The following is a 15,296-nucleotide window of genomic DNA, read 5'->3' as shown; positions in this document are numbered from 1 at the left end:
TTATGCTGAGTATTCTCTGGAATCTGGCTGCATTCATCGTCGCACTCGGTGTGCTTATCACCGTGCATGAATTTGGTCATTTCTGGGTTGCACGGCGCTGCGGAGTCCGCGTTGAGCGCTTTTCCATTGGCTTTGGAAAAGCGCTTTGGCGTCGTACCGATAAACTGGGTACAGAATACGTCATCGCTCTAATCCCCCTCGGCGGTTACGTCAAAATGCTGGATGAGCGCGCTGAACCGGTGGTACCGGAGCTGCGCCATTACGCTTTCAACAATAAAACGGTTGGGCAGCGCGCGGCTATTATCGCCGCAGGTCCGATCGCAAACTTCCTTTTTGCTATTTTCGCTTATTGGCTGGTGTTTATCATTGGCGTTCCTGGCGTTCGTCCGGTTGTTGGTGAAATAACACCCAACTCGATTGCTGCGCAGGCGCAAATTCAGCCTGGTACGGAACTAAAAGCGGTTGATGGTATCGAAACCCCTGATTGGGATGCCGTGAGACTGCAGTTGGTTTCCAAAATTGGCGATGAGCATACAACGCTCAGCGTGGCGCAGTTTGGCAGTAACCAGCGGCAGGACAAAACGCTGGATTTGCGCCATTGGGCATTTGAGCCAGACAAACAGGATCCCGTCGCCAGTTTAGGGATTCGCCCACGCGGTCCGCAGATTGAATCGGTGCTGTCAGAAGTGCAGGCTAACTCGGCTGCAAGTAAGGCGGGTTTGCAAGCTGGCGACAGGATCGTTAAAGTCAATGGTCAGCCGCTGACGCAATGGATGATGTTCGTGACGCTGGTGCGCGATAATCCGGATAAGCCGTTAGCGCTAGATATTGAAAGACAAGGCAGTTCCTTGTCTTTAACGTTAACCCCGGATTCAAAACAGGTTAACGGGAAGGCGGAAGGTTTTGCGGGCGTGGTGCCTAAAATTATTCCTCTGCCTGATGAGTATAAGACTGTACGCCAGTATGGACCCTTCAGCGCCATCGTCGAAGCCTCGGATAAAACGTGGCAGTTGATGAAGCTGACGGTCAGTATGCTGGGAAAATTGATTACCGGTGATGTAAAACTGAACAACCTCAGTGGGCCGATTTCTATCGCCCAGGGGGCTGGGATGTCAGCGGAGTTCGGGGTGATTTATTACCTGATGTTCCTTGCGCTTATCAGCGTGAACTTAGGGATAATTAACCTGTTTCCGTTGCCCGTTCTTGACGGGGGGCATCTGCTGTTCCTGGCGATTGAAAAGCTGAAGGGCGGTCCGGTATCCGAGCGGGTTCAAGACTTTAGTTATCGCATTGGCTCTATCTTGCTGGTGTTGTTAATGGGGCTTGCACTTTTCAATGATTTCTCTCGGTTGTAAGAGAGTGTTAGGAAGAACGCATAATAACGATGGCGATGAAAAAGTTGCTCATAGCGTCGCTGCTGTTTAGCAGCGCCACCGTATACGGTGCTGAAGGGTTCGTAGTGAAGGACATTCATTTCGAAGGCCTACAGCGAGTCGCCGTTGGTGCGGCTCTCCTCAGTATGCCGGTGCGCACAGGCGACACGGTTAATGATGAAGACATCAGTAATACCATTCGTGCTCTGTTCGCCACCGGTAACTTTGAGGATGTCCGCGTCCTGCGCGATGGTGATACCCTTCTGGTTCAGGTAAAAGAACGTCCGACGATTGCCAGCATTACTTTCTCCGGTAACAAATCGGTGAAAGACGACATGCTGAAGCAAAACCTCGAGGCGTCTGGCGTACGTGTTGGCGAGTCTCTGGATCGCACCACGCTTGCCGATATCGAAAAAGGCCTGGAAGATTTCTACTATAGCGTCGGTAAGTACAGCGCCAGTGTGAAAGCGGTGGTAACGCCGTTGCCGCGTAACCGCGTTGACCTCAAACTGGTCTTCCAGGAAGGTGTTTCGGCGAAGATCCAACAGATCAATATCGTCGGCAACCATGCCTTCTCGACTGACGAACTTATCTCTCACTTCCAACTGCGTGATGAAGTGCCGTGGTGGAACGTAGTGGGCGATCGTAAATACCAGAAACAGAAACTCGCGGGCGATCTCGAAACCCTGCGCAGCTACTATCTGGATCGCGGTTATGCTCGCTTTAATATCGATTCTACCCAGGTGAGCCTGACGCCGGATAAAAAAGGTATCTACATCACCGTTAACATCACTGAAGGCGATCAGTACAAGCTTTCTGGGGTAGAGGTGAGCGGTAACCTGGCCGGACACTCCGCCGAAATTGAGAGCCTGACCAAAATCGAGCCAGGCGAACTCTATAACGGCACCAAAGTGACCAAAATGGAAGATGATATCAAGAAGCTTCTGGGGCGCTATGGCTATGCCTATCCGCGCGTACAGTCGCAGCCTGAAATCAACGATGCCGACAAAACCGTTAAATTACGCGTAAATGTGGATGCGGGTAACCGTTTCTATGTGCGTAAGATTCGCTTTGAAGGTAACGACACGTCTAAAGACTCCGTTCTGCGTCGCGAAATGCGTCAGATGGAAGGTGCATGGTTGGGCAGCGATCTGGTCGACCAGGGTAAAGAACGTCTGAACCGTTTGGGTTACTTTGAAACCGTCGATACCGATACTCAGCGTGTTCCGGGCCGTCCGGATCAGGTTGATGTGGTCTATAAGGTGAAAGAGCGTAACACCGGTAGCTTTAACTTCGGCGTCGGTTACGGTACCGAGAGCGGCGTGAGCTTCCAGGCGGGCGTTCAGCAGGATAACTGGTTAGGTACCGGTTATTCCGTCGGGATTAACGGCACTAAAAACGACTACCAGACCTATACTGAGCTATCTGTCACCAACCCGTACTTCACCGTTGACGGTGTGAGCCTTGGCGGTCGCGTCTTCTATAACGACTTTGAAGCGGATGATGCAGACCTGTCCGACTATACCAACAAAAGTTATGGTACTGACGTAACGCTCGGCTTCCCGGTTAACGAATACAATACGCTGCGTGCTGGCCTGGGTTATGTACATAACAAACTGTCCAACATGCAGCCGCAGATCGCGATGGATCGTTATCTTGAGTCGATGGGACAACCCGCTGATACCAGCAGTTTTGCCGCTGATGACTTCACCTTCAACTACGGTTGGACGTACAACAAGTTAGACCGTGGTTATTTCCCGACAGACGGTTCGCGTGTCAACCTGAATGGTAAAGTGACCATTCCGGGTTCTGATAACGAATACTACAAATTGTCGATGGATACCGCGACCTACGTGCCGATTGATGACGATCACAAATGGGTTGTCCTGGGCCGTACCAAGTGGGGTTATGGTGATGGTATCGGTAGCAAAGAGATGCCGTTCTACGAGAACTTCTATGCTGGTGGTTCCAGTACCGTGCGTGGTTTCCAGTCGAATACTATCGGCCCGAAAGCTGTTTATAAAAATGGCGCCCACACGAGCTGGGACGATAATAATGATTACGAAGACTGTACTCAGGAAGCTGGCTGTAAATCTGATGATGCGGTAGGTGGTAACGCCATGGCTGTCGCCAGCCTGGAGTTTATTACCCCGACGCCGTTCATCAGCGACAAGTATGCCAACTCGGTCCGTACCTCGTTCTTCTGGGATATGGGTACCGTTTGGGATACGAACTGGGATCCGTCATCTGCGCCGTCGGATGTACCGGACTATAGCGATCCGAGCAATATCCGTATGTCAGCAGGTATCGCTTTACAATGGATGTCCCCATTGGGGCCGTTGGTTTTCTCCTACGCCCAACCGTTCAAGAAGTACGATGGAGACAAAGCGGAACAGTTCCAGTTTAACATTGGTAAAACCTGGTAATTGTTCTTCGCAAAGGAATGTAGTGGTAGTGTAGCGCTGACTTTAGGCGATCTTGCATGGGATCGCCTGGCCACGCAAAGAACTGTACCTTCGGGTGCAAATGGGATGGTAAGGAGTTAATTGTGAAAAAGTGGTTATTAGCTGCAGGTCTCGGTTTAGCGATGGCAACGTCCGCACAGGCCGCTGACAAAATTGCAATCGTCAACATGGGTAGCCTGTTCCAACAGGTTGCACAGAAGACAGGTGTTTCCGCTACGCTGGAAAACGAGTTCAAAGGCCGTGCCAGCGAACTGCAGCGTATGGAATCCGATCTGCAATCTAAAATGCAGCGTCTGCAATCAATGAAAGCGGGTAGCGATCGTACCAAGCTGGAAAAAGACGTTATGGCTCAGCGTCAGACTTTCTCACAGAAAGCTCAGGCTTTTGAGCAGGATCGTGCGCGTCGTTCCAACGAAGAACGTGGCAAACTGGTTACTCGTATCCAGACAGCTGTGAAATCTGTTGCTAACAGCCAGAGCATCGATCTGGTCGTTGACGCAAACACCGTTGCATACAATAGCAGCGATGTAAAAGACATCACCGCTGACGTACTGAAACAGGTTAAATAAGTAATGCCTTCAATTCGACTGGCTGATTTAGCAGAGCAGTTGGATGCAGAATTACACGGTGATGGCGATATCGTCATCACCGGCGTAGCGTCCATGCAATCTGCGCAAACTGGCAATATCACGTTTATGGTGAATCCTAAGTACCGTGAACACTTAGGCGTATGCCAGGCTTCTGCCGTTGTCATGACGCAGGACGATCTTCCTTTTGCTAAGAGTGCAGCGCTGGTAGTGAAGAATCCCTACCTGACCTATGCTCGTATGGCGCAAATTTTAGATACCACGCCGCAGCCCGCACAAAACGTTGCACCGAGTGCAGCGATCGATGCGACGGCGAAGCTGGGTAAAAATGTCTCTGTGGGCGCAAATGCGGTCATTGAGTCTGGCGTAGAACTGGGCGATAACGTGGTTATTGGCGCAGGCTGCTTCGTCGGGAAAAATACAAAAATCGGCGCAGGTTCTCGCTTGTGGGCGAATGTGACGATTTACCACGACATTCAGATCGGTGAGAATTGCCTGATCCAATCCAGCACTGTCGTCGGTTCGGATGGATTTGGTTACGCGAACGATCGCGGTAACTGGGTGAAGATCCCGCAGCTTGGTCGCGTGATTATCGGCGATCGCGTCGAGATCGGCGCTTGTACTACCATTGACCGTGGTGCCCTGGACGATACTGTGATCGGTAATGGTGTTATCATTGATAATCAGTGCCAGATTGCACATAACGTTGTGATTGGCGACAATACGGCGGTAGCCGGTGGCGTCATTATGGCGGGTAGCCTGAAGATTGGCCGTTACTGCATGATTGGCGGCGCCAGCGTGATCAATGGGCATATGGAAATATGCGACAAAGTCACGGTAACTGGCATGGGTATGGTGATGCGTCCTATCACGGAACCTGGCGTCTACTCCTCAGGCATTCCGCTACAACCCAATAAGGTATGGCGTAAAACAGCTGCACTGGTGATGAATATTGATGATATGAGCAAGCGCCTCAAAGCGATTGAGCGCAAGGTTAATCAACAAGACTAAAGCACCTTTTTTGCATGTCTGACTTTTCGGCCTGTCCCATTCATACGATTGCGACAGGCCGTGTTATTATTGCCTTTTAGTATATTTTGACAGGAAGAGTATTTTGACTACTAACACTCATACTCTGCATATTGAAGAGATTTTAGAACTTCTGCCGCACCGTTTTCCGTTTCTGCTGGTTGACCGCGTGCTGGATTTTGAAGAAGGTCGTTTTCTGCGCGCAGTGAAAAATGTATCCGTTAATGAGCCTTTCTTCCAGGGCCACTTCCCGGGCAAACCTATTTTCCCTGGCGTACTGATTCTGGAAGCGATGGCGCAGGCCACCGGTATCCTCGCATTTAAAAGCGTAGGAAAACTGGAACCAGGCGAACTGTACTATTTCGCGGGTATTGACGAAGCACGCTTTAAGCGTCCTGTCGTGCCGGGCGATCAGATGATCATGGAAGTGACTTTCGAGAAAACGCGCCGTGGCCTGACCCGTTTTAAAGGGGTTGCGCTGGTCGACGGTAAAGTTGTGTGCGAAGCAACGATGATGTGTGCCCGTAGCCGGGAGGCCTGATACGTGATTGATAAATCCGCCTTTATTCACCCTACCGCCATTGTGGAAGAGGGCGCCAGTATTGGCGCTAACGCTCACATTGGCCCATTTTGTATTGTTGGACCCCATGTTGAAATTGGTGAGGGTACCGTACTGAAGTCTCACGTTGTCGTGAATGGCCATACAAAAATTGGTCGCGATAACGAGATCTATCAGTTTGCCTCCATCGGCGAAGTTAACCAGGATCTTAAATATGCTGGCGAACCGACCCGCGTGGAAATTGGCGATCGCAACCGCATCCGCGAAAGCGTCACCATTCATCGTGGCACAGTGCAGGGCGGTGGAGTGACGAAGGTGGGCAGCGATAACTTACTGATGATTAATGCGCACGTCGCGCATGATTGTACGGTAGGCAACCGCTGTATTCTGGCGAATAACGCCACGCTTGCCGGACATGTTTCGCTGGATGATTTTGTTATCATCGGCGGTATGACTGCGGTGCATCAATTCTGCATCATCGGCGCGCATGTGATGGTTGGCGGCTGTTCTGGCGTTGCTCAGGACGTGCCACCGTACGTTATCGCCCAGGGCAACCACGCGACGCCGTTTGGCGTCAATATCGAAGGTCTGAAGCGTCGTGGGTTCACCCGCGAAGCGATTACCGCGATTCGTAATGCCTACAAAGCGTTGTACCGTAGCGGTAAAACGTTGGAAGAAGCGAAACCGGAAATCGCCGAACTGGCGAAACAGCACCCTGAAGTCCAGGCTTTCAGCGACTTCTTTGAGCGCTCAACGCGTGGTCTGATTCGTTAATGACTGAGCAGCGTCCTTTAACGATTGCCCTCGTCGCCGGAGAAACCTCCGGCGATATTCTTGGTGCAGGGCTAATCCGCGCACTCAAAGCTCGTGTTCCCAATGCGCGTTTTGTTGGCGTGGCGGGGCCGCTAATGCAGGCCGAAGGCTGTGAAGCCTGGTACGAAATGGAAGAACTGGCGGTGATGGGCATTGTTGAAGTGCTCGGACGTCTGCGCCGTTTACTGCATATTCGTGCCGATCTCACTCGTCGATTCACCGAGCTCAAGCCGGATGTTTTCGTTGGCATTGATGCGCCTGATTTCAATATTACCCTTGAAGGGAACTTGAAAAAGCAGGGCATAAAAACCATTCATTATGTCAGTCCGTCCGTCTGGGCGTGGCGACAGAAACGCGTTTTCAAAATAGGCAGATCCACTAATATGGTGCTGGCTTTTCTGCCTTTCGAAAAAGCGTTTTATGACAAATTTAACGTCCCGTGCCGCTTTATCGGCCACACCATGGCGGATGCCATGCCGTTGGATCCGGATAAACACGCGGCCCGTGATATTTTGGGTATTCCCCACGACGCGCATTGCCTGGCGCTGCTGCCAGGAAGCCGTGGCGCGGAAGTGGAGATGCTCAGCGCCGATTTTCTGAAAACGGCGCAACTGTTACGTCAGCATTATCCGGATCTCGAAGTCGTGGTGCCGTTGGTGAATGCCAAACGCCGGGAGCAGTTTGAGCGTATCAAGGCAGAGGTTGCGCCGGAGCTTTCCGTGCATCTGCTTAATGGCATGGGACGTGAAGCGATGGTGGCCAGCGACGCCGCGCTGTTGGCTTCAGGCACCGCCGCGCTGGAATGTATGCTGGCAAAGTGTCCGATGGTGGTCGGCTACCGCATGAAACCTTTTACCTTCTGGCTGGCGAAGCGTCTGGTGAAAACGGATTACGTTTCGCTACCTAACCTGTTAGCGGGAAGAGAACTGGTTAAAGAGCTGTTGCAGGAAGAGTGTGAGCCGCATGCGCTGGCGCAAGCGCTGTTGCCGTTACTGGCGAATGGTAAAACCAGCCATGCGATGCATGACACTTTCCGTGAACTGCATCAGCAGATCCGTTGCAATGCTGATGAGCAGGCAGCGGATGCAGTCCTGGAGTTAGCGCAATGATTGAATTTGTTTATCCGCATACGCATTTAGTGGCGGGTGTGGATGAAGTCGGGCGCGGTCCTTTGGTCGGCGCGGTTGTTACTGCTGCCGTTATTCTGGATCCGGCTCGCCCGATTATCGGTCTTAACGACTCAAAAAAATTGTCGGAAAAACGTCGCCTGGCGCTGTTTGATGAAATAAAAGAAAAAGCGTTAAGCTGGAGCGTGGGCCGTGCGGAACCGCATGAAATCGACGATCTGAATATTTTGCATGCCACCATGCTGGCGATGCAGCGTGCGGTCGCGGGGCTGCATATTGCGCCGGAATACGTACTGATTGACGGCAATCGTTGTCCGGCATTACCGGTACCGTCGATGGCGGTAGTCAAAGGTGATAGCCGCGTAGCGGAGATTAGCGCAGCGTCAATACTGGCAAAAGTGACCCGCGATGCTGAAATGGCAGCGCTGGATACGGTGTTTCCGCAGTATGGCTTTGCGCAGCACAAAGGCTATCCAACCGCTTTTCATCTGGAAAAATTGGCACTGTATGGCGCGACAGAGCACCATCGCCGCAGTTTTGGCCCCGTCAAACGCGCACTGGGACTCACGTCCTGATTCTTGTGTCGAAGGAATCTGAAGATGTCTGAACCACGTTTCGTCCACCTCCGGGTGCACAGCGACTACTCCATGATCGATGGGCTGGCGAAAACCGGGCCGCTGGTGAAGAAGGCGGCCGCGTTAGGCATGCCTGCGCTGGCGATCACCGATTTTACCAACCTGTGTGGTCTGGTGAAGTTTTACGGAGCGGGTCACGGCGCCGGTATTAAGCCTATTGTAGGCGCAGATTTTCATGTCCGCAGTGAACTATTGGGTGATGAACTCACGCAACTCACCGTACTGGCCGCTAACAATACCGGCTATCAGAACCTGACGTTATTGATATCAAAAGCCTATCAGCGCGGTTATGGCGCAGAAGGGCCGGTTATCGACCGCGACTGGCTGGTCGAGCTAAAAGAAGGTTTGATTTTGCTCTCCGGCGGCCGCATGGGCGACGTCGGACGTAGCTTGTTGCGCGGTAATAGCGCCCTGGTTGACGAATGCGTGGCGTTTTACGAAGCGCATTTTCCCAATAGCTACTTCCTTGAGCTGATCCGTACCGGCAGACAAGATGAAGAAAATTATCTGCATGCCGCGGTAGAACTGGCTGAAAGGCGTGGTTTGCCGGTGGTGGCGACCAACGATGTTCGCTTCCTGGAAACCGGCGATTTCGACGCGCATGAAATCCGTGTGGCGATCCACGACGGGTTCACCCTTGACGACCCTAAACGCCCGCGTAACTACTCCGCGCAGCAGTATATGCGTAGCGAAGACGAGATGTGCGAGCTGTTCTCCGATATCCCGGAGGCGCTGCAAAACACCGTCGAAATTGCCAAACGCTGTAACGTCACGGTGCGTTTGGGTGAGTATTTCTTGCCACAGTTCCCGACCGGCGATATGACCACCGAGGATTTCCTCGTGGCGAAGTCGAAAGAGGGGCTGGAACAGCGACTGGAGTTCCTGTTCCCGGATCCGGAAGAGCGCGCCAGGCGCCGTCCGGAATATGATGAACGTCTGGATGTTGAGCTACAGGTTATCAACCAGATGGGGTTCCCGGGCTACTTCCTGATCGTTATGGAATTTATCCAGTGGTCGAAGGATAACGGCGTACCAGTAGGTCCGGGACGTGGTTCCGGCGCAGGCTCGCTGGTGGCCTATGCGCTAAAAATTACCGACCTGGATCCGCTGGAATTTGACCTGCTGTTCGAACGTTTCCTGAACCCGGAACGTGTCTCAATGCCCGACTTCGACGTTGACTTCTGTATGGAGAAACGCGACCAGGTTATTGAACACGTGGCGGATATGTACGGTCGTGATGCGGTTTCGCAGATTATTACTTTCGGTACGATGGCGGCAAAAGCGGTTATCCGAGACGTGGGCCGCGTGCTGGGGCACCCGTACGGCTTCGTGGATCGTATTTCGAAACTGGTGCCGCCCGATCCGGGCATGACGCTGGCGAAAGCCTTCGAAGCTGAACCGCAACTGCCGGAAATCTATGAGGCAGATGAAGAGGTTAAAGCGCTGATCGATATGGCGCGTAAGCTGGAAGGCGTCACGCGTAACGCCGGCAAGCACGCCGGTGGCGTGGTTATCGCTCCGACCAAAATTACCGATTTTGCGCCGCTATACTGCGATGAACAGGGGCTGCACCCGGTTACTCAGTTTGATAAGAACGACGTGGAATACGCCGGCCTGGTGAAGTTCGACTTCCTGGGGCTGCGTACGCTGACCATCATCAACTGGGCGCTGGAGATGATCAACGCCCGCCGTGAAAAGAACGGCGAGCCGCCGCTCGATATCGCGGCCATTCCGCTTGACGATAAGAAAAGCTTCGACATGCTGCAACGCTCGGAAACCACCGCGGTATTCCAGCTTGAATCCCGCGGCATGAAGGATCTGATCAAACGTCTGCAGCCTGACTGCTTCGAAGATATGATCGCACTGGTGGCCTTGTTCCGCCCGGGCCCGCTACAGTCGGGGATGGTAGATAACTTTATCGACCGTAAGCATGGTCGTGAAGAGATTTCCTATCCGGACGTACAATGGCAGCATGAGTGTCTGAAGCCGGTACTGGAGCCAACCTACGGCATTATCCTGTATCAGGAACAGGTTATGCAGATTGCCCAGGAGCTGTCTGGTTACACGCTTGGCGGCGCGGATATGCTGCGTCGTGCGATGGGTAAGAAAAAGCCGGAAGAAATGGCCAAACAGCGCGGCACCTTTGAAGAAGGGGCGAAAAAGCGCGGCGTCGACGGCGAACTGGCGATGAAAATCTTTGACCTGGTGGAGAAATTCGCCGGTTACGGATTTAACAAATCACACTCCGCTGCCTATGCGCTGGTCTCTTACCAGACGCTATGGTTGAAGGCGCATTACCCGGCCGAGTTTATGGCGGCGGTAATGACGGCCGATATGGATAACACCGAGAAAGTGGTCGGGCTGGTGGATGAATGCTGGCGCATGGGGTTAAAAATCCTGCCGCCAGACATTAACTCCGGGCTTTACCATTTCCACGTTAACGATGATGGCGAGATTGTTTATGGCATCGGCGCGATAAAAGGCGTGGGTGAAGGGCCAATTGAAGCTATTATTGAGGCGCGCAACGAAGGCGGTTACTTCCGCGAGCTGTTTGATCTCTGTGCGCGTACGGATATCAAAAAACTCAATCGCCGGGTGCTGGAAAAACTGATTATGTCCGGGGCGTTTGACCGCCTTGGCCCACACCGCGCGGCGTTGATGAATTCGTTGAATGATGCGCTAAAAGCCGCCGATCAGCATGCGAAAGCCGAGGCTATTGGCCAGGCTGATATGTTTGGCGTGCTGGCGGAAGAACCCGAACAAATTGAACAGTCTTATGCCAACTGTACACCGTGGCCTGAGCAGGTAGTATTAGACGGTGAGCGTGAAACGTTAGGGCTTTACCTGACGGGACACCCTATCAACCAGTATTTAAAAGAAATTGAGCGCTATGTTGGAGGCCACAGGCTGAAAGACATGCATCCGACAGAACGTGGTAAAGTCACCACGGCTGCGGGGCTCGTCATTGCCGCGCGGGTAATGGTCACCAAGCGCGGCAATCGTATCGGCATCTGTACACTGGATGACCGTTCCGGGCGTCTGGAAGTTATGTTGTTTACCGATGCCCTGGATAAATACCAGCAATTGCTGGAAAAAGACCGCATACTTATCGTCAGCGGACAGGTCAGCTTTGATGACTTCAGCGGCGGGCTTAAAATGATGGCCCGTGAAGTCATGGATATTGACGAAGCCCGGGAAAAATATGCTCGCGGGCTTGCTATCTCGCTGACGGACAGGCAAATTGATGACCAGCTTTTAAACCGACTCCGTCAGTCTCTGGAACCCCACCGCTCGGGGACAATTCCAGTACATCTCTACTATCAGAGGGCGGATGCACGTGCGCGGTTGCGTTTTGGCGCGACGTGGCGTGTCTCTCCGAGCGATCGTTTGCTAAACGATCTCCGCGGCCTTATTGGTTCGGAGCAGGTGGAACTGGAGTTTGACTAATACAGGAATACTATGAGTCTGAATTTCCTTGATTTTGAACAGCCGATTGCAGAGCTGGAAGCAAAAATCGATTCTCTGACTGCGGTTAGCCGTCAGGATGAGAAACTGGATATTAACATCGATGAAGAAGTGCATCGCCTGCGTGAAAAAAGCGTAGAACTGACGCGTAAAATCTTCGCCGATCTTGGCGCATGGCAGGTAGCCCAACTGGCGCGCCATCCACAGCGTCCGTACACCCTGGATTATGTCCGCCTGGCGTTTGATGAATTTGATGAGCTGGCGGGCGATCGTGCCTATGCGGATGACAAAGCTATCGTCGGCGGTATTGCGCGTCTGGATGGTCGTCCGGTGATGATCATTGGTCATCAGAAAGGCCGTGAGACCAAAGAAAAAATTCGTCGTAATTTCGGCATGCCAGCGCCGGAAGGCTATCGCAAAGCGCTGCGTCTGATGGAAATGGCAGAACGTTTTAACATGCCGATCATTACCTTCATCGACACCCCAGGGGCTTACCCGGGCGTGGGCGCGGAAGAACGTGGTCAGTCTGAAGCGATCGCGCGCAACCTGCGTGAAATGTCGCGTCTGAGCGTACCGGTCATCTGCACCGTTATCGGTGAAGGTGGTTCCGGCGGCGCGCTGGCGATCGGCGTAGGCGATAAAGTGAATATGCTGCAATACAGCACCTATTCCGTTATCTCCCCGGAAGGTTGTGCCTCCATTCTGTGGAAAAGCGCTGATAAAGCGCCGCTGGCCGCTGAAGCGATGGGCATTATCGCGCCGCGTCTGAAAGAGCTGAAGCTTATCGACTCTATCATTCCTGAACCGCTGGGTGGCGCGCACCGTAACCCGGAAGCCATGGCGGCGTCACTGAAAGCGCAACTGCTGGCCGATCTCGCCGATCTTGATGTGTTAGGTAAAGAAGATCTGAAAAACCGTCGCTACCAGCGTCTGATGAGCTACGGCTACGCATAAGCTACATTAATTCTGAAAAGGGCCACAATGCTGTGGCCCTTTTTTTTACCTGCAGTTTGACCAGGCTATGCTTAACTGAGGTTTTTCCAGGAGGAACGCATGAATATCATTGCCATCATGGGACCGCATGGCGTCTTTTATAAAGATGAGCCCATCAAGGAACTTGAGCGTGCGCTACAACAGCAGGGGTTTCAGATTATCTGGCCGCAGAATAGCGTTGACCTGCTGAAGTTTATCGAACATAACCCGCGAATTTGCGGCGTCATTTTTGACTGGGATGAATACAGTCTGGATCTGTGCAGTGACATCAACCAGCTCAACGAATATCTTCCGCTTTACGCCTTTATTAATACCCATTCAACGATGGATGTCAGCGCTCACGACCTGCGCATGGCGCTGTGGTTTTTTGAGTATGCGCTGGGCCAGTCTGAAGACATTGCCACCCGTATCCGCCAGTACACCAGTGAATATCTGGATAACATTACGCCCCCTTTCACCAAAGCGCTGTTTACCTATGTGAAGGAAGGAAAGTATACCTTTTGCACGCCCGGTCATATGGCGGGAACGGCGTACCAGAAAAGCCCGGTCGGCTGCCTGTTCTATGATTTCTTTGGCGGTAATACGCTGAAAGCCGATGTCTCCATTTCAGTGACCGAGCTGGGCTCGCTGCTGGATCATACCGGCCCGCACCTGGAAGCGGAGGAGTATATCGCGCGCACTTTTGGCGCCGAGCAGAGCTATATGGTGACCAACGGCACGTCAACCTCCAATAAAATTGTTGGTATGTACGCCGCACCCACGGGCAGTACGCTGTTGATTGACCGCAACTGCCATAAGTCGTTGGCGCATTTGCTGATGATGAGCGATGTGGTGCCAATCTGGTTGAAGCCGACGCGTAATGCGTTGGGTATTCTGGGCGGTATCCCCCGTCGGGAATTTAGCCGGGCAAGCATCGAAAGCAAGGTAGAGGAGACCCCTCAGGCGCAATGGCCGGTGCATGCGGTGATCACCAACTCTACCTATGACGGCCTGCTGTATAACACCAACTGGATCAAACAAACGCTGGATGTGCCCTCTATCCATTTTGATTCAGCCTGGGTGCCATATACCCATTTTCATCCGATCTATCAGGGGAAAAGCGGGATGAGCGGTGAGCGCGTGCCGGGGAAGGTGATTTTTGAAACCCAGTCCACCCACAAGATGCTGGCGGCGTTGTCACAGGCTTCTTTGATCCACATTAAGGGCGATTACGACGAAGACACCTTTAACGAAGCCTTTATGATGCACACATCCACTTCGCCGAGTTACCCGATTGTTGCCTCAATAGAAACCGCAGCGGCCATGCTGCGTGGTAATTCCGGTAAGCGGTTAATCAATCGTTCGGTGGAGCGGGCGCTGCATTTTCGTAAAGAAGTGCAGCGGTTGCGTGAAGAGTCGGATGGCTGGTTTTTTGATATCTGGCAACCAGAAAGGGTGGATGAAGCAGAATGCTGGCCGGTAGCGCCCGGTGAAGACTGGCACGGATTTATCGATGCTGACGCCGACCACATGTTTCTTGACCCGGTGAAAGTCACTATTCTGACGCCGGGGATGGATGAACAGGGAAATATGAGTGAAGAGGGGATTCCTGCCGCGCTGGTGGCGAAATTCCTTGATGAACGCGGCGTGGTTGTCGAGAAAACGGGACCGTATAATCTGTTGTTCCTGTTCAGCATCGGCATTGATAAAACCCGGGCGATGGGCCTGCTGCGCGGGCTGACGGAATTTAAGCGTTCGTACGATCTGAATTTACGCGTGAAAAACATGCTGCCGGATCTGTATGCTGAAGATCCTGATTTTTATCGTAATATGCGCATTCAGGATCTGGCGCAGGGGATCCATAGGCTTATTCGCCAGCACGATCTTTCCGGGCTGATGCTGCGGGCATTTGATACCTTACCGGAAATGAAAATGACGCCGCATCAGGCCTGGCAGCGGCAGATCAAAGGTGAGGTTGAAACGGTAGCGCTCGATCAACTGGTGGGGCGCGTTTCTGCCAATATGATCCTGCCTTACCCTCCCGGCGTACCGCTCTTGATGCCTGGTGAAATGATCACGGAAAAAAGCCGGGCTGTACTCGATTTCCTGCTGATGCTGTGCTCCGTGGGCCATCATTATCCTGGATTTGAAACCGATATCCATGGCGCTAAACTGGGTGAGGATGGCGTGTATCGTGTGAGAGTCTTAAAAATGGCATAACGACTTGCCTGAACCCATTGAGCGCGAGTAACGTGCTGAAAGAACAAACGA

11 protein-coding genes are annotated in these 15,296 nt (G+C 52.6%); all 11 read left to right on the top strand.

Annotated elements, in window-relative coordinates; genetic code table 11:
* The first annotated feature begins 2 nt into the window (after positions 1-2).
* The 11 genes from rseP (at position 3) to ldcC (ending at position 15,245) form a co-directional block, all read left to right on the top strand.
* Positions 3-1,355: a sigma E protease regulator RseP gene (gene rseP, locus M4I31_RS19275; RefSeq protein WP_038637407.1), complete on the top strand. Its 1,353-nt coding sequence runs from the start codon at positions 3-5 to the stop codon at positions 1,353-1,355.
* A gap of 29 nt (positions 1,356-1,384) precedes the next feature.
* Entirely contained in the window at positions 1,385-3,799 is a 2,415-nt protein-coding gene (gene bamA / locus M4I31_RS19270; RefSeq protein ID WP_038637411.1) for an outer membrane protein assembly factor BamA, read from the top strand.
* 122 nt (positions 3,800-3,921) lie between these two features.
* Positions 3,922-4,407, top strand: a complete 486-nt coding sequence (gene skp, locus M4I31_RS19265) for a molecular chaperone Skp (RefSeq protein WP_016151765.1) — start codon at positions 3,922-3,924, stop codon at positions 4,405-4,407.
* Positions 4,408-4,410: 3 nt separating this feature from the next.
* Complete coding sequence (lpxD, locus tag M4I31_RS19260) at positions 4,411-5,436, top strand: UDP-3-O-(3-hydroxymyristoyl)glucosamine N-acyltransferase (protein WP_038637414.1); 1,026 nt, start codon at positions 4,411-4,413, stop codon at positions 5,434-5,436.
* Between the two features lie 103 nt (positions 5,437-5,539).
* Positions 5,540-5,995: a 3-hydroxyacyl-ACP dehydratase FabZ gene (fabZ, locus tag M4I31_RS19255; RefSeq protein WP_003018528.1), complete on the top strand. Its 456-nt coding sequence runs from the start codon at positions 5,540-5,542 to the stop codon at positions 5,993-5,995.
* Between the two features lie 3 nt (positions 5,996-5,998).
* The gene (gene lpxA, locus M4I31_RS19250) at positions 5,999-6,787 is read left to right on the top strand and encodes an acyl-ACP--UDP-N-acetylglucosamine O-acyltransferase (protein ID WP_038637417.1); all 789 of its coding nucleotides are present in this window, start codon (positions 5,999-6,001) and stop codon (positions 6,785-6,787) included.
* Positions 6,787-7,935, top strand: a complete 1,149-nt coding sequence (lpxB, locus tag M4I31_RS19245) for a lipid-A-disaccharide synthase (protein WP_038637418.1) — start codon at positions 6,787-6,789, stop codon at positions 7,933-7,935. The genes lpxA and lpxB overlap by 1 nt, the downstream gene beginning before the upstream one ends.
* Complete coding sequence (gene rnhB / locus M4I31_RS19240; protein WP_038637421.1) at positions 7,932-8,528, top strand: ribonuclease HII; 597 nt, start codon at positions 7,932-7,934, stop codon at positions 8,526-8,528. The genes lpxB and rnhB overlap by 4 nt, the downstream gene beginning before the upstream one ends.
* Positions 8,529-8,552: 24 nt before the next feature.
* On the top strand, positions 8,553-12,035 hold the full coding sequence (gene dnaE, locus M4I31_RS19235) for a DNA polymerase III subunit alpha (RefSeq protein WP_085048274.1): 3,483 nt from the start codon (positions 8,553-8,555) through the stop codon (positions 12,033-12,035).
* 12 nt (positions 12,036-12,047) lie between these two features.
* Positions 12,048-13,007, top strand: a complete 960-nt coding sequence (accA, locus tag M4I31_RS19230; protein WP_038637427.1) for an acetyl-CoA carboxylase carboxyl transferase subunit alpha — start codon at positions 12,048-12,050, stop codon at positions 13,005-13,007.
* A 99-nt stretch (positions 13,008-13,106) separates the two neighbouring features.
* Positions 13,107-15,245, top strand: coding sequence for a lysine decarboxylase LdcC (gene ldcC, locus M4I31_RS19225; RefSeq protein WP_038637430.1), 2,139 nt, complete (start codon positions 13,107-13,109; stop codon positions 15,243-15,245).
* Positions 15,246-15,296 lie beyond the last annotated feature (51 nt).

Origin of the sequence: Citrobacter sp. XT1-2-2, assembly GCF_023516235.1 — a bacterium.
GTDB classification, from domain to species: domain Bacteria; phylum Pseudomonadota; class Gammaproteobacteria; order Enterobacterales; family Enterobacteriaceae; genus Citrobacter; species Citrobacter werkmanii.
The sequence above is the reverse complement of the archived record's forward strand: the minus strand, read 5'-3'. Positions and strand labels throughout refer to the sequence as shown.